This window comes from Mesorhizobium sp. USDA 3734, from assembly GCF_056279665.1.
This window is the reverse complement of sequence record NZ_JBWCCW010000001.1, coordinates 4,535,761-4,552,640: the sequence shown is the minus strand read 5'-3', so window position 1 is coordinate 4,552,640 and position 16,880 is coordinate 4,535,761. Positions and strand designations below refer to the sequence as shown.

Sequence of the window (16,880 nt, the reverse complement as noted above, 5' to 3'; positions counted from 1 at the left end):
GTATCCGCCAGTTTGGCGGCAGTACAGGCAGAGCTGGGTGGGGCGGGTGGTGCAAGATGCTGGACCACGTCGATTTCGAGGCTCGATCCTGGATTCCGATGAGCGGATGGCCCGTCGACCGTAACTCGCTTCTCCCTGACTATGAAACAGCGGCCGGTTTGTTGGGCATCGAGGATTTGCAAGCCGAATGGCCGGACTCCCCAGCCCTGCCTATGAATGGGCCGCTCTTTTCCGAACGATGCTTTCTCAGTCCCATCCCGGATTTGGGGGCGACACTGCGCGCCAGGCTGCAAACGGCGAAAAATGTGCGTGTTGTCCTGCACGCCACTGCCTTGCGGTTAGACACCGACACATCCGGAAGATGGGTTCGCTCCATCGAGGTGGCCAGTACGCCAGACAGGCGTTTCCGGATCGAAGCACGATCATTTGTGCTGGCCTGCGGCGGGATCGAAAACGCGCGCCTGCTCTTGGTTTCAAACCAACAGATGCCGAATGGGATAGGCAACGAGCATGACCTCGTTGGCCGCTATTTCATGGAGCATCCCCGCGTAAAATGGGGTAGCCTGCAGATCTGCCGTCCTGACACCGCCATAGCCTTTCACGTGCCATCCGCTGAGGCTCGCAGGCCCTATCTGTCACAGGCAAAACACCGTGACGTGACCGCTGCGTTCGGACTGGCACTGCGCCCGGAGATTCGGGAAAGTGAACGCCTTCTGGGCTCCCGGACGTGGATCAAGCCGGGACCTTGCGCCAGCGATTTGGATGGTTCCGAAGCGTTGCATTATCTTGCTTTCTGGCTGCGGAAGGGGCGCCTGCATCGCGACCTTATCAGGAGTGGCCGCACCATCCTTCGGCATCCCGCAGGATCGATCGCATCAGCTATCGAGCGCATCGGGCACTCACGCCGGGGTGCGGGGCACTTTCACTTTGACACTATCCTCGAACAGGAGCCGGACCCGGAAAGCCGGGTTACGCTTGATACAAGACTTGACGAATTCAATCTCCCGCGCGTGAAGCTGGAATGGAGGGTGGGACCTCTTGTTCGGCGCACTCTTGAGCGCGTGCAGACAATTATCACTGACGAGATGCGGCTGCTGGGCCACAGAAGCGACGTCCAAGCTCGCATCCACGAGACCGCTGCCTACGGGGAGGATATCCCATACCGATGGGTTAGGCACCACATGGGTACAACGAGGATGAGCAACGACCCGCGGACCGGGGTAGTGGATGCCACGTGCCAGGTGCACGGCCTCGCGAACCTTTTCATCGCCGGGAGCTCCGTCTTCCCCACGGGGGGGAATGATATGCCCACTCTGACGATTGTTGCGCTTGCCATTAAGTTGGGCCGGCACCTTCAGCGATGGCTCGAGTAAAGATCAATTCCAGGTTGGCGCAACCCAATTGATGAGGGCCGCGCTTGGAGGCTTCGCGCGTCAGGCCACTCGTGGCTTGACGGTCGGAATGAGCATGCTGCCAAAGATGCACTTTCGGTTAACAATGAAATAATTGCAAGTTTACTTGATATACTTTGGAGATTGGTGCGAACGTTTGAAGATTTAAAATTGAAGTCATGTGAAATCCCTGTTTGCAATTGGTTATAGGCAGCATCCGGCGCGACAAGACATCCTTTTCGTCGAGCGTACACCTTTTGGTGGAGGCAGGCTCGGTACAACGATATCTGCCCCGCCTCGGATCTAATCCTCTCAAAAAAATGCGATTATATTCATGCTGTGCGTTTTGTCACACCGCCTCATGAATCCGCAAGTTATTACTAATGCATTAAGGAGGTGGGTCTTCTAAGGCGGATTCTCCGTTGGGGTGAATTCCGCTGGTGTTGAGTTGAACCTTTGGGTTGGGGATAAGCCATGACAATTCTGTCTAATACCGATCAGCCGGTCAAAATCGATCTGGCTCCTTATTCACCTGTTGCCAATGTCAATCATATCGGATCTGCCTCCTTGCGGGAGGAGATGGAGATAGCAATTATCGATGATAGGCCGCTGATGTGCGACTGCTTCGCCAGAAGCCTCGAGCTCATCGAGCCATCATTTCGCATCCAGCGCTATCCCACCGTCGAAGCGTTCGACGCCGCCAGCCAAGAAGAGACCGAGTGTGTTTCGACCGTCTTGCTGTGCGTCATGTGGTCGAACTCTCAAGCAGACTACCATCTATCACGGATTGCCCATCTCAGGGCAACCAGACCGTCTTTGGGAATCGTGATGCTTTCGGATATCGAAAGCTTTGACGATGTCCTCAAGGCAATGGAAAGCGGCACGCGCGGTTACATTCCAACGAGTGTCAGCCTGCAGGTTGCGGCAAAGGCGATTCAGCTTGTCGCGGCAGGAGGGACTTTCATACCGCCGAGTGTGCTCTTGAATTCGGGCCAGGCCATCAAGGACAGCCAACCAGCCAAGCAGCCGCAGGGCGACAATGTCTTCACGTCGCGCCAGATGGCGGTGATCGAAGCGTTGCGTCGAGGCAAGGCCAACAAGGTGATCGCATACGAACTCAATATGTGCGAAAGCACGGTTAAGGTGCACATTCGCAATGTCATGAAAAAGCTTCGCGCGAGAAACCGTACCGAGGTAGCCTATATCCTTAACACAACGCCTTATGATGGTATCAGCATACGGAATTGAGGCATGGCTGCCGCCTCGGTCAAGAAGTGATAGGTTTTTTGCCCGCGGCAACGATGCCGGTTGGCGTCATCAGGCCCTCAATCTAGAGGGTCTGCTTACGCCTCGACATTTTGCAGGGGGCAAGAAGAGTTGAAACAACCGCCCGATCGATTTTCGGCTTCGCAGACGGAGAGGGAGACCACTCCCACAGCCGATAGAAGCACGTCACAAAGTCCGGATTTGAGCGATATCGAGCATTTCCACGCTGTTCGTCCGTCCACGCTGGCCGAGATGAACCGCCGCTGTCATTGGTTCCATCTTGAAGACGGTGATGTCTTGATCCCGGCCGGTGAAAGGGTCGATCGAGTTTTTTTTCTTTTGACGGGCGAACTTCGCTTCCCTGTCTATACCCGTACAGGCAAGATAGTCTGGCTCCCGTCAGCGCACCAGGGATCACTCGTCAATGGAGTGGCGTTAAGCGGCGATCTTCTCGTGGTGCCTTATTCGATTGAAGCCGCGGGACCATGCACCATCGCCTCCATCGGAAATCGGGCCTTCCTGGATATAGTCAAGAACGATCCCGAGGCGCTTCAGGCCATCGTCCAGATGTTGGTCGAACGCCAGCATGCGCTTGTCGAGCATATCGTCGAACTCTCGACGCTCAGCGTTCGATCGCGCGTGCATAGCGAGTTGCTGCGCCTATGTGTCGAACATATCGACAACGACGGTTCGGCTATGATTTCTCCTATTCCCACGCATACGGATCTGGCCAATCGCATCGGCACGCATCGCGAAGCCGTAGCCCGCGAACTCAGCTACCTGCAGAGTGTCGGGATAGTGCTGCGCCGCGCAAAGGAGCTTTATGTGCCCGATTTGTCCCGGTTGACGGATTTGCTGTCCAAGTCTGACGATTAATCAGCCGTGCTTTCAAGCCATGGACTGCGCGCGACGGCGTTACCCTCGCGGCCATGCGAATCTTTTGGTCCCTAGGCCAAGCCACGACCGAACAGCATTCGGCTGCGATGTCGAGCGGTAGATCTTCTGACGATAGACGAACTCATAGGGCCATAGCTCCAGGGTGCGGTTCGCGAAATGCGTGAGTATCCACGTGATCGCGCTCGCCGCGACAATGAAGGCGCCCATCGAGATGACGACGTTGGCGGTGAACAGGTGGGCGTGCGAGAAGATCGAGCGCGTCAGAAAATAGGTATAGGGATGCACCAGGTACAGGCTGTAGCTGACCGTTCCGAAGTAGCGAAGAAGCCGATTGCCGAGAACCAGCGTCGTCAAGCTGTTTCGCGACACCGCAAGGCAGAAGTACAGCGCTGTCGCGGCGACCAGCACTGGCACTTCGGCATTCTGGAAATCGGACCAGTGATAATCGTAGTGGCCGCGGGCGGACAGAAGGACACACGTTGCCAGGGCCGCGCTCTCGGCGAGCCGATGGTGGCCAACACGCACCCAATCATATCGATCGTAGGCGAGTCGGATCAGCCCGCCCGCGACGAAATACAAGGCAATCGGGTATCTGGCGATAAAGAACGCCGCAAGCAGACTCAAAACGGCGATGCCGAGCTTGCTGGGGCGATGAATCGCGAGGAACACGAAGGCGCCGGTAAACACATAGAACCAGACCTCGAAGGTCAGGCTCCAGGCATTCGGCGTCAGCTGCTCTGTGTGGGAGAAAAGATTCAGGAACGTCAGCCCCGCGAGGATTGCGGTGAGATTGTTGGTATCGGGATAGAGGTTCGTTGCGGCGTTCAGCGCCACGTAAAGCACACTGAGAACGAAGAACAGCGGATAGACGCGCAGGAACCGCCGGGCAGCGAACTCACGCGGACTGTAGTGCAGCGCACTCGGAAGGATAACGAAGCCACTGATGGCGAAGAAAAGGCACACCCCGAAAGTGCCGAAATTCCAGAAGGGCCCAATGGCGGCGACATAGGCCAAATTCGAGGCGTAGATGTGCTCCGCCGTGCCCCCTAGGAGATGCGCGAAGAACACCATCAGCGAAGCAACACCGCGAAGCCCGTGCGCAGCCACATTGAATGACTTGTCGGAAACTGGTTTCACGGATGCGTCGCGCAGGACGTGCGGTGCGTCAGATGAATTCAGAGGATGGGGATGCGCAACAGCCATTTGAGCCTTCAAATTGGACCCCGCAGACCATTCCAACCTACACCGATCCAGATTTTGCAATGCTCAGGAATTCGAAGGACACCCTTGCCCAAAAGTAGTGGGCTGCCGCGGGAAAACTCCACCCGATGATCAAGCAGCCGCGTTGCGGGATCGGCGACATTAACGGAGGTCGTCTTCGCCGCAGGCGAGCGCTGAACCGCAGCGGGGCGGAGCTTGACCTGCATCGGATCAGAATTGGCGGGCTTTTCGGCTGCCAGGACGCCAAAACGGCCGCAAGTCGCTACGTCGAACCGCTCCGCCCGGGAAAAGCCTCCGGACCTCCGCGCCTCGCTGTTGTTTCAGAAGCCATTTCGATCATGCTCGCAGGGCCCACGGCGTAGTCCGATTTAGCCGCAGGTTACCTCCTATTGCGGGCGGACAGCGGTGCGAGAGTGCCTTTATACAGCATCGGTATGTCACGCTATCAAGCTCATCGGCCCAGCCTCGCTGCCGGCGTGATGTTGGACTGTCGAAAACCCTCGTGGCCAGCATCGCACCATACAGCATTGGCGGCTCCAACCTATCGCGCCGACATCGATGGTTTACGCGCCATCGCTGTCGTGTCGGTTGTGCTGTTTCACGCCGGTTTCACCAATGTCAGCGGCGGGTATGTCGGTGTCGACATTTTCTTTGTCATCTCTGGTTACCTGATAACACAATTGATCGCCAGAGATCTGCAGGCAGGCGAGTTCTCGGTTTGGCATTTTTACGAGCGGCGTATACGCCGCATTTTTCCCGCGTTGTTCGCCATGCTGGCGGTCTGTACGCTGGCATGCGCCTTCATCTTCTTGCCCGATGACTTCAGACGCTTCGGTCGCAACTCCGTCGCGACGGCTCTGTTCTCGTCCAACATCGGATTTTGGCTGAAGACGGGCTATTTTGACGGAGAAACCTACGACCAGCCACTCATCCACACCTGGTCCCTGGCGGTGGAAGAGCAGTTCTACATCCTGTTTCCGATATTCCTTGTCTCAATCTGGCGCCTGGGAACCAGCAATGTTCGTAGTCTCATTGCGAGCCTGGCAGGAATTTCGTTCATCGCAACTATCGTGGTGATGCAGTACGATGATGCTGCTGCTTTTTACCTGACTCCATTTAGGGCGTGGGAGCTTCTGTTGGGCAGCCTCATGGCGCTCGAAGCATTCCCACGTCTCACCAAGCGCTGGCAGGGTGAGGTGGCGACCTGGGCGGGACTCCTCCTGATCGCTGCTGCCGTGCTGGGTTATTCCGAGACGACTTCATTCCCTGGTATCACGGCGCTCCTTCCGTGCATCGGCGCTGCCCTTGTCGTTCACGGAGGACGTGAGGCGAACTGCTGGGTCACGCGACTGATTTCGACAAAGCCGTTCGTCGGCGTGGGTCTGATAAGCTACTCCCTGTATCTTTGGCATTGGCCGCTGATTGTTCTGGGTAGTTACCTGGCGATCGATGAGCTGAGTTCGCTTCAGTCTGTTGGCCTGGTGACTGTCTCGTTCACGCTGGCGCTCCTGTCCTGGCGATACATTGAGCGGCCGCTGCGGGTGCCGTCGCGAGTAAGCCGCCCCGTGTCCGTCTTGGCTGGAGGTACTTTGGCCATCGTCGCCGTGGTGATAACCGGTGCTGTAATCTATCATGATAACGGCTGGCCGACGCGCTTCTCCAAGGACGTGAATGTGTTGTCCAGCTATGCTTTCTCTGCCAACCCTGAAGCGGATAAATGCGCAAACGTGTTGCTTCAGCTTGCGGCAAAGTCTCCCTGTACAATAGGCACCTCTGAAAATGCCCGCATCTTCCTGTGGGGGGATTCGCACGCCGGAGCTCTGTTCGGTGCGATGTCCGAGTTGGCTGCAAATGGCGCAAGCACGGTCTACGGCGCCACTCCCCGCTGTCCCCCTCTGCTTGGGGTCGGAACTGACGGAGCGTGCATCCAGGGAAACGATCTACGGCTCAAATACGTCCTCAGCCGCCCAGAGCTGAAGACCGTCATAATCGCTGCCAGGTGGTCTCTCTACCTGGAGGGTCGTGCGGTCGAACTTGGACCGGCAGAACGCAACGGCGATCTTCCCCAGTTGCAGGATCGCAAGGGCGTTCAATTCGACCGCTTCTCAAACGAGGCGCGCCAGGCATTCGAAATATCTCTGAGAAAAAGTGTGCGTCGGCTCCTCGAAGCCGGCAAGAACGTGATCATCGTCTATCCGGTCCCAGAGGTGGGTTATGATGTCCCCTCCACGGCAGCTCGACTCGTAGCGCAGGGACATGACCTGTCTGGCTTCAACGTGTCAGAGCGCCTCTACCGGGAGCGGCAGCAGATTGCATTTGGCGTTCTGGACAGGCTGGGCCAACATCCGGGGCTCGTTCGTGTTTATCCAACGCAGGCACTTTGTCCGCAGGAACGGTGTGTTGTCATGATGGGCGGAAAACTGCTGTATTTTGACAGCCACCACCTTAGCATCCCTGGTTCCGAGACACTCGTGCCGTTGCTTGCAAGAGCTTTGCGACAAGGCGCCTGAAGTTCCAACAAGGCTCCAAAGCGCGTCGCATTTGAACGGAAACGCAGAAAGCCGTTTCACACTACTTTCCTTGAAATCGCCTTAGCGGAGATGTCGGCGGCCCTGAGCGTCAACGATCGTATCGTCTCCGACATTTGCGCTGATGTGCGCGCCATTGTGGATCAGGCAGCCGGAGCCGATCTGGACGCCCAGCAGCACCGTTGCGCCCATTCCCACGACAGTCATGGCTCCGACGCTCACCGCGCCGGCGAGGATGGCGCCCGGAGTCAGGTGTGCATTGTCCTGCACGATGCTGTCGTGGCAGACGATACTCCCCTGATTGACGATGACGTTGTTGCCGATCGTACAGCGCGGACCGATGCTCGCGCCGGCCAGAATATGGCAGCCATGTCCGATCCTGGCCGCCTTGGAGACGATCGCGGATGGATGGATCACGGGCGGCAGAACGAAGCCCATGGCCGAGGCGCGTTCAAACATTGCCCGCCTCGCCTCGCTTGACTGGGCTCCCCCGATGCCGATGAAGGCGTAGCGCGCGCCTTCGGCGAGCAGACGCTCCAGGCTCTCTTCCGTACCGATCACCGAAATGCCACCGCAGACCTGGTGGCCAACGGGCAGAGCCTGATCGGTGCAACCGAGGATGTCGTATCCGGACCCATCGAGAGCATCGATCAAACAGGCGGCGTGGCCGCCGCCGCCGATGATGACAGCCCGCCGCGTGGACGCGGAAGGAACGACGGACTGCACCCCGTCCGATCCTGCGGCTATGACCTCGGATCGGCGGCTGGCCGCCGCGCGCACCTCGGCTTCGCCGATGCGGCCGTTGGAGGGACTGACATCCGCAAGATCGACCCCGAGCTCGGACGCGGCCTTGCGGGCCTTGGCCGTTATCGCGATCTCGTTGACCGCGACACTGGCCGGGCTGGCCGTTCCGGATTCGGCATTCGCATTTTCGTCGGCGATTTCGCACAGCGTTGAGCCGACAGCGACGAAATCGCCGATCTTGACGTCGAGCCGGCCGATAACCCCTGCCTGGGGGGCCTCAACCTCGACGGCAGCCTTCGTGGTCTCAAGGACAAAGAGAATAGCTCCTTGCTCTACGCTCTCACCCGGCACGACCCTGATCTCGATCAGCTGAAGATTGTCCTCGTTGGCGTTAACCCGCGGGGCTTCGACAAGCACACTCATGAAAGCTTAGCCCTTCTTGAACAGATCGATGCAGGCCGCCTGGATGGCGTCCACGCCTGGCAGCAGATCATCCTCCCATTCGCGGCTCGAGGGAATGGGGTGGTCTGGCCCGGCCAATGCGCTGAAGTGCTTGACCCGACCGATCAGAGCGCGTGCGCATTCGGACGCGAAGCCCCAGCCGGGAGAGCCTTCCTCCACGGCGAGAACGCGGCTGCAGCGGCCGACCTGGCTTAGGACGTCCACGCCAGGAAAGGGCGAGAGCTGTTCAACGGCCACCACGGTGGTCGCAATTTCCTCCTCTTCAGCGAGCTTGTTTGCGGCCGCAACCGCGTGCTCGACGCAACCCCCATATGTCAGGATCACGACGTCCGAATCCGTCGGACGTGGAAGGGCCCCTGCACCGAGCACGGGTCTCGAATACATGACCTTGTTTTCGATTATCAGGTGAGGGGACCTAGACGCGAGGGCTCGATGTAGCAGAGCACCCGGATCCGCATACTCATGCGTTGCAAACACGGTGAGACCGGGCACGCCGCAAAAATGCTTTTCCAGACTTTGCGAGTGCGTCGGCCCGTAGCCGCGCCGTCCACCCATGGGAGCGCGGATAGTGATGGGCACCTCAACCTGATCGTTGTACATCCAACGGAACTTGGCTGCGTGGTTGATGATCTGGTCGGCAGCAAGGGCGATGAAATCGCCGAACATGAGTTCGACGATGACAGGCCTGCCCTTGAGAGCCATGCCCGCCGCCATGCCTACAATGCCGCCCTCGCTGATCGGCGTGGTCCAGACACGATCCTGATAGGCCGAAGAGAGGCCCTTGGTGACTTTGAATGCACCGCCGTAGGGATCGAGGATGTCCTCCCCCAGGATTACCAGGCGCAGATCGGCTTCCATAAGATCGTGTAGCGCACGATTGATCGATTCGACGACGCGCATGGGTCAGCCTCTCGCCAGGGCAGCCGCGGCTGCGGATTCGACTGCGCGGTCCACGGCAGATCGACAAAAGGCGTCGATCTCCTCGAAATGCGCAACGCGCCGGCGCATCGGAGGGATGGGATCCCGGGCTCGAGCCTGTTCAAGCCGCAAGGCCGGCCGGGTGTCATCGCCCTTGCTGTGGGGGCCAATCCGTTCGGTGCGCAAATAGAGCCAGCACGGGCGGGATTCGGCGCGGATATAGTCTACCGCCTCTTGGGCAAGCTCACATATTTCGACTGGATCATTGCCGTCGTAAGCGAACGTGCGGATACCGAAAGGTTCGGCCCTGGCGATGATCGAACCGGAAACGGTGAGATTCTTTGGGGTTGTTTGGGCGATTTCGTTATCCTCGACCACAAAAAGCACGGGGGCACCAAAAACCGAAGCGAGGTTCAAGCTCTCGTAAACCGCTCCCTCGCCCATCGTACCATCGCCCAGGAAAACCACTGCCACGGCGCCCTCATCCTTTCGTGCCAGCGCGCAGCCAACCGCCACGGGCGCTATGCCTCCTTGGATACCATTCGAGTGGAAGTTGCGGAAACACAGATGCTGACTACCGCCGCGCCCTCCGCAAATGCCTGTTACACGCCCCATGATCTCGGCGATCAGGCCTTCGACCTCACCCGAATAGGCAATGAAATGACCGTGGCAGCGGTGGTTGCTCCAGACAATGTCGCGATCCCGGTCAAGAGCGTTGACCACCCCCACGGCATTGGCTTCCTGTCCAATGGATGTGTGCGTCGTGCCGAACAGGAGACCTTGGGAAAAAAGCTCGAGCAGGCGCTCCTCTACGAGCCGGATGAGGATCATCTGCTGATAAAGTCGGGCCACAGTCGGCAATTCGAACCCGAGCAGCGTCCTTTCTGCTTGGGGGAGGGTAAGGTTCTGTAGTGCTGAAGACGGCACCAATTTCAGCTCTCCAAAAGAAGACGCTGGAATGTCTCCATCTTTCCTGATCGCAAGCTCGTTCATCAAGCCGCCTCGAGCTGGCGCGAAGCCGTAACAAGGATGGAGCGCGTCGCCGTCGCCGCCGCCGTAGTCTCCTCCATCGTCCAGGACGGGTCGACCAGGAACGCGATGCTCGTTTCACCCAGCTGCCGCGCGACTGGCAGTCGTTCGGGCGGCGCCACCCCGGCATCCGCGAAGGCATGCTCCAGATAAATCTCGGAGCAGCTACCCGAGAAGCATGGAACGCCTGCCGCATTGACGGCCGCAATCAGCTCGTCCCGCGACCATCCCGAAGACAACATCTCCGGCTTGACATAGAAATAGCATCGGTACCAGGCATGCCTGTGAGCCGGATCGAGCCGGGGCGTGTGTAGCATCGGCAAATCGGCAAGCGTCCTTATCCAGATGTTGGCGTTGCGCTCGCGTTGACGAACCCAGTCTGGCAGACGTTCGAGCTGCCGCAGACCAAGCACGGCCTGGATGGACGTCATGCGCCAGTTCGTGCCGACGCTGTCATGCAACCAGCGGAACCCGGTCGGCCGATGAGGGGCAAAGACCACATTGTAGTTCTTGCCGTGGTCCTTCAGGCTCCACGCGGCGAGCCACAATTTCCTGTCGTCCATCGCGACAAGTCCGCCCTCGCCACCCGTCGTGATGATCTTGTCCTGGCAGAACGAAAACGCCGCGATGTCACCGAAGGAGCCGATCGGTCGTCCGTTGTATTCGGCTCCATGCGCCTGTGCGCAATCCTCGATGACCTTGATGCCGCTGCGCTTTGCAAGTTCCATGATTGGCGCCATGTCGCACGGCCATCCGGCGATATGGACGACAATGACCGCCCTTGTTCTCGCCGTTATCTTCGGCGCGATCGTTTCAGCGGAAAGATTGCCCGATGTCGGGTCGACATCCGCGAAGACAGGTGTTGCACCGGCAAACATGACGCAAGCGGCCGATGCAACGAAACTGCGGGGCGTTACGATCACCTCGTCGCCGGCGCCGATATGGAGGATCTTCATTGCAAGGTCGAGCGCGAGGGAGCCATTGGCCAGCGCCACCGCATGGCGTCGGCCGAGGCTGCGCGCGTAGGCTCGTTCGAAGGTCTTCACATGGTCGCCGGTCCAGGCGTTCACCCGGCCAGACCGCAGGACATCCACAACGTCGGCTATCTGTTCTTCATCGTAAATCGGCCAGCGTTTCATCTTGGAACACTCCAGCTAGAATTCACATGACATTTCTCAGGAGGACAAAGGCCTCGGCCGCCCTCAGATGGACAGCGGTGCCCCTGACAATCGCCAGCGCCCGTAATGTTTCGATCGAACGCTCGTGCGGGAAATTCTTCATCTGCGAACCGAACATCGACGCAGCTTCGAGTTTGCGCTCGAGTGTCGCTTCGATGTCCAGGAAGACATTCGGCACGAAGCTCGGCGTGACATAGGGTGCATTCCAGTTCGTCTCGGACACGGTCTCGTAGGCCATGATCGTCCGTGCGTAGTGGGACTGGGTGGGACGAGCCGCAACCAGCGACGACAGGAAGATCAGTTGATGATCCATATGAACATCCCCGACGAAGGGGATAAGCAACGTGTCCGGCTTGACCTCCTGCAGCAGAGCTTGCAGCGCCGCGTTGACGGTCGAGTGTGGTGTCTGGGCAATCTGCGCGGCAGGCAGATCGAGCCAATGCGTCTGTCGCACGCCTAAACAGGCATGGGCCGTCTTTGCCTCGCAGCGAACCCGTTGCGTCATCTCCTCGGTGAAGGCAGGTGGGCAGCCTCGCGTAACCACGGCAACATGGACTTCCCCGCCTTCCGCGGCGACCCGGGCTATCGTGCCGCCACACCCCAGAACCTCATCGTCAGGATGCGGCGCGATCACCAGGAGTCGACCAAGGGCCGGGCTCATGACCGAACCGTCCCGGCGGGCATCGCCTTCAGAGCGTGATCGACATGGCGGCGGTCGACGCGTTCGCCCAACAGGGCCACTTGGACGGTTAGAACCAGTATCCGCAGATCGAGCCACAGGCTGCGGTTGCGCACATACCAGAGGTCAAGCGCCAGCTTTTCGCTGTTGGTGAGGCGAGTGTTGCCGTTCACCTGTGCCCAGCCAGACAAGCCGGGCCGGACCGTACTGCGAATGCGCCCCAGCTCGCCGAACTCGGCGACGGTGGCCGGGAGCAGCGGGCGCGGTCCTATGAACGCCATGTCGCCTGTGGCTATGGAGAGAAGTTGAGGCAGCTCATCGATACGGATGGCGCGCATCAACCGGGTGGCGGGCGTCTCACGCAAAGCGTCAGGGAGCAGCGCGCCATCTGCATCTCGCCTCTCGAGCATCGTACGAAACTTGCAGATCATAAAGGGGCGAGTTCCCAGCCCGCTGCGAATCTGCCGGAAGAATAGTGGACGGCCCACACTCACCCAGACAACCGCGGCGGCCACGATCCATAGCGGCAGGCTGAGAACCAAAAGCACTATAGAGGCGATCCTGCTGGGCATCGCCCGGCCGATCGGCACTCGAGCAGTCCACTCGGTGGTGCGAGCGATCGGGTTGCTGAGGCCGATCATTGCGACGGTCCGACCTGGACGGAAGGGGGAACCGCCAAAGGAGCGTCCAGACGGCTTGCTAGGTCCAGGGCATTGTCCAGGCGGTTTATCGACACCAAGATCGTATCGCCGGCCGCAACCGCATCGTCGAGGGTCGCCACCTTGGTGGCGGTCTGGCCATTCAGTTTACGGCGGATCTGGTAAGTGAACGCGATGGTGTTGTTGGTCCGTGTCTGCTCCGAGGCCAGTGAGCTCAGCAGCAGGATCTGCTCCTCGGTCGACTCGCGAACTGCGATCAGCCGTTCGATTTCAGAGTTGTGGGCTTGGAGGTCAGTCAGCGCGGTGTGCGTCCAGGTCTGTGTGGCGTCATCAAGGTCGCGCTGCAACTGGCTCAATTCTCGGCGCACGGTCGACGCCTGATTGTAGATTTCAAGCAGATGGGATTGCTGCGTGGTCGCCTCGCGCTCGGCGTTCGAGAGGTCTGTAAGCGTGACCAGACCTTTTTTGTTGAGGGCCCTGACGCGCTCGAGATCGGCTTGCGACGAAGCGATCACGGTCTTCTGTATCTCCGAAAGCTGTTGAATATTGGCGAGGGCGACATTCACTTCGTCGATCCCCGCCGAGAGCTGCTTGCGACGTGTGGTCAGCGCGTGTTGATCTGTCTCAAGGATGCGCTGTTCGGTCGGAAGCAGCGTTGCGATCAGATTGGCGTTCATGAGGCCCTTGACCTTGGCAGGCATATCCAGTTCCGAAATCTTGTCGCTGTTTGCCAACTGGGCCTTGATGCGCGCGGCAGCGATTGCTTCCTTGGCGATCTGGACCACGCTTTCGTCGAGCGTTCCGCGCAACCGGGCGCGCGTCACGACGCGGTCCTCGGCAGTGGCTCCGCCGGTCGATTGGCCGCCGGCAAGCGCCACCGCCTGCTCCACAGTCAGTGCTGGCTGGTAAGGAAACGAGCCCGGCGCCTTGACGTCCCCAAGGACGAAAATTGGACGGAAGCTGACCACCGCCAGGGCTATATGCGGGTCATTGAAGAACTCACGATCGATGAACGCCTTACGGATATGATTCAAGGCGTCGGGCACCGTCAGGCCGCCAACTTCGAAGCTGCCGATCAGCGGAATGTTGACCGCGCCATCGCTGGCCACTGTCAGCTGTTCGGCAGGAAGCGAATCGTCGATGAAGTCGAACGACACCACATCACCGACCGAGAGCTTGTAGTCATCGTTCGCCGCCGCCCAGGCAGCACTCTGGCAAGCCAGGATCATTGCAATCGCGGGAACCGCAATCGCTGCAGGCCCCAACGCCTTCACGAGGATGCCGACCCAGGCGCCTATCGATCGCCCGCTCCGCGCCGCATTGCAACAAGACGCCATGGAAGCCCACCACAGAAATTTCCTGTGAAGACCCTAGCGACACCTGCGCGAGGACCATGAGTCATACCTTTGGTGGAGCAGTGATAACCTTCGGTCTCGTGCCCACCCAATTTGGCTAACTGGATGTCGACCGCAACCAACGTATGGTGCGGCTGGATACTGTCGGCCGATCGAACGCTTCCTCGTGGCGGGCGCCGCAGGCAACTGGGAAGCTTTTCGTGCACACAAGTGTTCTGCACACAATCACCAGTCTCGACGTGGGCGGCGCCCAGGTCATGCTTGCCCGCTTTCTTGGCCAGGTCGACCAAAACCGCTTCTCGTCTTCGGTTCTGTCGCTGCTTTCACCTGGGCCGTTGGCCGCACAGGTGGAGCATACAAAATCCGGGCTCGTGTCGCTCAGCATGACGGAAAGACCGCGGCCGCGCGATGTCTTTCGGCTGACGCGCTCGATAAGCAGGGCCGCCCCTGATCTTCTTCATGGATGGATGTATCACGGCAACATCGCGGCAACGCTCGGCTCGGTGCTGGGGCTCAATTTCTCGCCGGTAATCTGGAGCATCCATCACACAGTTCGTGATCTCGCCGACGAGAAGCCGTTGACGCGCCATCTGATCCGGCTCTCGGCGCGTCTGTCGGGCCGCGCCAGCGCGATCTCGTATTGCTCACGCGTGGCCGCCGACGATCACGAGCGTCTGGGCTTTGATCCGCGTCGCAGGGTGGTTATCCCGAATGGCACGGATTGTGATCAATTCTCTCCCTCGGCCGACGCCGGTGCGAAACTGCGCCATCTGTTCGGCTTGCCGGCCGGGCGGCTGATCATCGGCCATGTGGCACGGTTTCATCCCATGAAAGACCAGATCAGCCTGGTCCGGGCCATCAGCCGTGTCCTGGCGCAGGGGTACGATGTTCAGGGCGTGTTTATCGGGGAGGGGCATGTCGACGGCCCGGTGCGGGTCGCTGCCCGTGAGCTCGGCATAGACGACCGGATTACAACGGCGGGCATCCGCAGTGACGTTGCCGACCTCATGCCGGGCTTCGATGTCTACGCGCTTTGTTCAGCCTGGGGCGAGGCTTTTTCCCTTGCCGTCGGCGAGGCGATGGCAAGTGGCGTGCCGGCGGTGGTCACGGCGGTCGGCGACTCCGGTTGGCTGGTCGGTGACAGCGGAGTGGTCGTCCCACCGGGAGATAGTGGTGCACTGGCCGCCGGGCTGATCAGGCTTGTCGGCCTTCAACCGGCCGAGCGCCGCGCTCTGGGCCAACAGGCGCGTCGCAGGGTCATGGAGAACTTCTCGCTGTCGCTTTACGTCGATCGGCACCTGGAACTCTACGGAACAGCTCTGGGGTGTCGTCGCCATATCTTGGGCCGATAGGAGCGACTGGTGGGTGTTGTGCATGCGAATGGAAGAGATCATTTTCCTGCTGCTGGGGATGGTGCGATGCGCGGCAAGCGGATCGTCGTCATCGCCAGTCTGACGCGTTCGCTTGTCAATTTTCGCCTCGAATTGTTGAAAGCCATGGTCACCGCCGGGCACGAGGTCACCGCACTCGCCCCCGACAATGACGAACAAGCCATCGCCAAGCTGGGCGCGATTGGCGTGAATTTCCAACAGATTCCAATGGCCAGGACGGGCACCAATCCGCTGGCAGATCTGCAAACGCTCAAGGCGCTCTACGGGCTAATGCGCCGCCTGGCTCCGGACATCGTCCTGCCGTACACGATGAAGCCTATCATCTATGGTGGACTGGCGGCCCGACTTGCAGGAGTACCTCGGCGGTTCGCACTCTTTACAGGGTTCGGCTTCATATTCAGCGGCAGCGTCACCGGACTGCGCGCAACTGTTCTGCGCCGGTTGAGCATTGCTCTCTACCGCTCGGCCCTGATCGGTTGCGAAGCTGTTTTCGCCTACAACGAAGCCGACGCTTCCGACATCCGGCGCCATGGGATGGTTTCTGCGAAGACGCCGGTGATCAGGGTTGCAGGTTCCGGGGTCGATCTGACGCTGTTTGCCGCCAGCCGTCCACCGCCGGGGCCTCCCGTCTTCCTTCTGATTGCCCGCTTGCTTCGCGAAAAGGGGATTGCCGAGTTTGCCGCCGCTGCACGCATCCTGAAGACCAAGCACCGTGCCGCGCGTTTCCAGATTCTCGGGCCATTCGATCCCAGTCCTCTCTCCATATCGAAAGCCGAAATGGACCAGTGGACCAGGGAAGGAGCCGTGGAGTATCTCGGCGAAACGCACGATGTCAGCCCCTATCTGACCGCATCCACGGTGTTTGTACTGCCTTCCTACTATCGCGAGGGCATTCCTCGCAGCGCGCTGGAGGCCTTGTCGACGGGGCGGCCGATAATTACGACCAACGCACCTGGCTGCCAAGAAACGGTCATCGACGGGGAGAACGGTTTTCAGGTCGAGCCGCGAGATGTGGAGGCTCTGGCCTCGGCGCAGCGAGCCTTTCTTGAAGATGAGGATCTCGCCGTGAAAATGGGCGCCAACTCAAGAAAACTTGCGGAAGAACGCTTCGACGTTCACAAGGTAAACCATACCCTGCTCGAGGCGATGGGACTATAGTCGG

General features: G+C 59.5%; 14 protein-coding genes. 6 read left to right on the top strand and 8 right to left on the bottom strand.

What is annotated here, in order from left to right:
• The first annotated feature begins 56 nt into the window (after positions 1-56).
• The 3 genes from ACZ89F_RS22065 (at position 57) to ACZ89F_RS22055 (ending at position 3,533) form a co-directional block, all read left to right on the top strand.
• The gene (locus tag ACZ89F_RS22065) at positions 57-1,373 is read left to right on the top strand and encodes a GMC oxidoreductase (RefSeq protein WP_476094162.1); all 1,317 of its coding nucleotides are present in this window, start codon (positions 57-59) and stop codon (positions 1,371-1,373) included.
• A gap of 492 nt (positions 1,374-1,865) precedes the next feature.
• Complete coding sequence (locus ACZ89F_RS22060; protein WP_476094160.1) at positions 1,866-2,639, top strand: LuxR C-terminal-related transcriptional regulator; 774 nt, start codon at positions 1,866-1,868, stop codon at positions 2,637-2,639.
• A gap of 219 nt (positions 2,640-2,858) precedes the next feature.
• The gene (locus ACZ89F_RS22055; RefSeq protein WP_476094159.1) at positions 2,859-3,533 is read left to right on the top strand and encodes a Crp/Fnr family transcriptional regulator; all 675 of its coding nucleotides are present in this window, start codon (positions 2,859-2,861) and stop codon (positions 3,531-3,533) included.
• A 39-nt stretch (positions 3,534-3,572) separates the two neighbouring features.
• Here the strand turns inward: ACZ89F_RS22055 and ACZ89F_RS22050 are convergent, their stop codons facing one another.
• Positions 3,573-4,757 carry an acyltransferase family protein gene (locus ACZ89F_RS22050; protein WP_476094157.1) on the bottom strand — a complete coding sequence of 395 codons (1,185 nt, stop codon included), beginning with the start codon at positions 4,755-4,757 and terminating at the stop codon, positions 3,573-3,575.
• A gap of 545 nt (positions 4,758-5,302) precedes the next feature.
• Here ACZ89F_RS22050 and ACZ89F_RS22045 point away from each other — a divergent pair.
• Positions 5,303-7,285, top strand: a complete 1,983-nt coding sequence (locus ACZ89F_RS22045; protein WP_476094155.1) for an acyltransferase family protein — start codon at positions 5,303-5,305, stop codon at positions 7,283-7,285.
• Between the two features lie 81 nt (positions 7,286-7,366).
• Here the strand turns inward: ACZ89F_RS22045 and ACZ89F_RS22040 are convergent, their stop codons facing one another.
• Genes ACZ89F_RS22040 through ACZ89F_RS22010 form a run of 7 tightly spaced genes read right to left on the bottom strand, consistent with a single transcriptional unit; the run spans position 7,367 to position 14,201 of the window.
• Positions 7,367-8,470: a NeuD/PglB/VioB family sugar acetyltransferase gene (locus ACZ89F_RS22040; protein WP_476094153.1), complete on the bottom strand. Its 1,104-nt coding sequence runs from the start codon at positions 8,468-8,470 to the stop codon at positions 7,367-7,369.
• A 6-nt stretch (positions 8,471-8,476) separates the two neighbouring features.
• Entirely contained in the window at positions 8,477-9,409 is a 933-nt protein-coding gene (locus tag ACZ89F_RS22035) for an alpha-ketoacid dehydrogenase subunit beta (RefSeq protein WP_476094152.1), read from the bottom strand.
• 3 nt (positions 9,410-9,412) lie between these two features.
• Positions 9,413-10,420, bottom strand: coding sequence for a thiamine pyrophosphate-dependent dehydrogenase E1 component subunit alpha (locus ACZ89F_RS22030; RefSeq protein ID WP_476094150.1), 1,008 nt, complete (start codon positions 10,418-10,420; stop codon positions 9,413-9,415).
• On the bottom strand, positions 10,420-11,595 hold the full coding sequence (locus tag ACZ89F_RS22025) for a DegT/DnrJ/EryC1/StrS family aminotransferase (protein WP_476094148.1): 1,176 nt from the start codon (positions 11,593-11,595) through the stop codon (positions 10,420-10,422). The genes ACZ89F_RS22030 and ACZ89F_RS22025 overlap by 1 nt, the downstream gene beginning before the upstream one ends.
• A gap of 22 nt (positions 11,596-11,617) precedes the next feature.
• Complete coding sequence (locus ACZ89F_RS22020; RefSeq protein ID WP_476094146.1) at positions 11,618-12,295, bottom strand: PIG-L deacetylase family protein; 678 nt, start codon at positions 12,293-12,295, stop codon at positions 11,618-11,620.
• Positions 12,292-12,954: a sugar transferase gene (locus tag ACZ89F_RS22015; RefSeq protein WP_476094144.1), complete on the bottom strand. Its 663-nt coding sequence runs from the start codon at positions 12,952-12,954 to the stop codon at positions 12,292-12,294. The genes ACZ89F_RS22020 and ACZ89F_RS22015 overlap by 4 nt, the downstream gene beginning before the upstream one ends.
• Positions 12,951-14,201: a polysaccharide biosynthesis/export family protein gene (locus ACZ89F_RS22010; protein WP_476094142.1), complete on the bottom strand. Its 1,251-nt coding sequence runs from the start codon at positions 14,199-14,201 to the stop codon at positions 12,951-12,953. The genes ACZ89F_RS22015 and ACZ89F_RS22010 overlap by 4 nt, the downstream gene beginning before the upstream one ends.
• Positions 14,202-14,566: 365 nt before the next feature.
• On the opposite strand from ACZ89F_RS22010, the gene ACZ89F_RS22005 reads away from it, so the two are divergent.
• A complete protein-coding gene (locus ACZ89F_RS22005) occupies positions 14,567-15,679 on the top strand; it encodes a glycosyltransferase (RefSeq protein ID WP_476094140.1) in 1,113 nt (370 codons plus the stop codon).
• 66 nt (positions 15,680-15,745) lie between these two features.
• The gene (locus ACZ89F_RS22000) at positions 15,746-16,876 is read left to right on the top strand and encodes a glycosyltransferase family 4 protein (RefSeq protein ID WP_476094139.1); all 1,131 of its coding nucleotides are present in this window, start codon (positions 15,746-15,748) and stop codon (positions 16,874-16,876) included.
• Positions 16,877-16,880 lie beyond the last annotated feature (4 nt).

Bases quoted from the DNA above. Each gene is read 5' to 3' on its own strand.
- ACZ89F_RS22040 (WP_476094153.1), bottom strand. From the start codon at position 8,470: ATGAGTGTGCTTGTCGAAGCCCCGCGGGTTAACGCCAACGAGGACAAT.
- ACZ89F_RS22035 (WP_476094152.1), bottom strand. From the start codon at position 9,409: ATGCGCGTCGTCGAATCGATCAATCGTGCGCTACACGATCTTATGGAA.
- ACZ89F_RS22010 (WP_476094142.1), bottom strand. From the start codon at position 14,201: ATGATCCTGGCTTGCCAGAGTGCTGCCTGGGCGGCGGCGAACGATGAC.
- ACZ89F_RS22065 (WP_476094162.1), top strand. From the start codon at position 57: ATGCTGGACCACGTCGATTTCGAGGCTCGATCCTGGATTCCGATGAGC.
- ACZ89F_RS22060 (WP_476094160.1), top strand. From the start codon at position 1,866: ATGACAATTCTGTCTAATACCGATCAGCCGGTCAAAATCGATCTGGCT.
- ACZ89F_RS22050 (WP_476094157.1), bottom strand. From the start codon at position 4,757: ATGGCTGTTGCGCATCCCCATCCTCTGAATTCATCTGACGCACCGCAC.
- ACZ89F_RS22020 (WP_476094146.1), bottom strand. From the start codon at position 12,295: ATGAGCCCGGCCCTTGGTCGACTCCTGGTGATCGCGCCGCATCCTGAC.
- ACZ89F_RS22025 (WP_476094148.1), bottom strand. From the start codon at position 11,595: ATGAAACGCTGGCCGATTTACGATGAAGAACAGATAGCCGACGTTGTG.
- ACZ89F_RS22000 (WP_476094139.1), top strand. From the start codon at position 15,746: ATGCGCGGCAAGCGGATCGTCGTCATCGCCAGTCTGACGCGTTCGCTT.
- ACZ89F_RS22015 (WP_476094144.1), bottom strand. From the start codon at position 12,954: ATGATCGGCCTCAGCAACCCGATCGCTCGCACCACCGAGTGGACTGCT.
- ACZ89F_RS22030 (WP_476094150.1), bottom strand. From the start codon at position 10,420: ATGAACGAGCTTGCGATCAGGAAAGATGGAGACATTCCAGCGTCTTCT.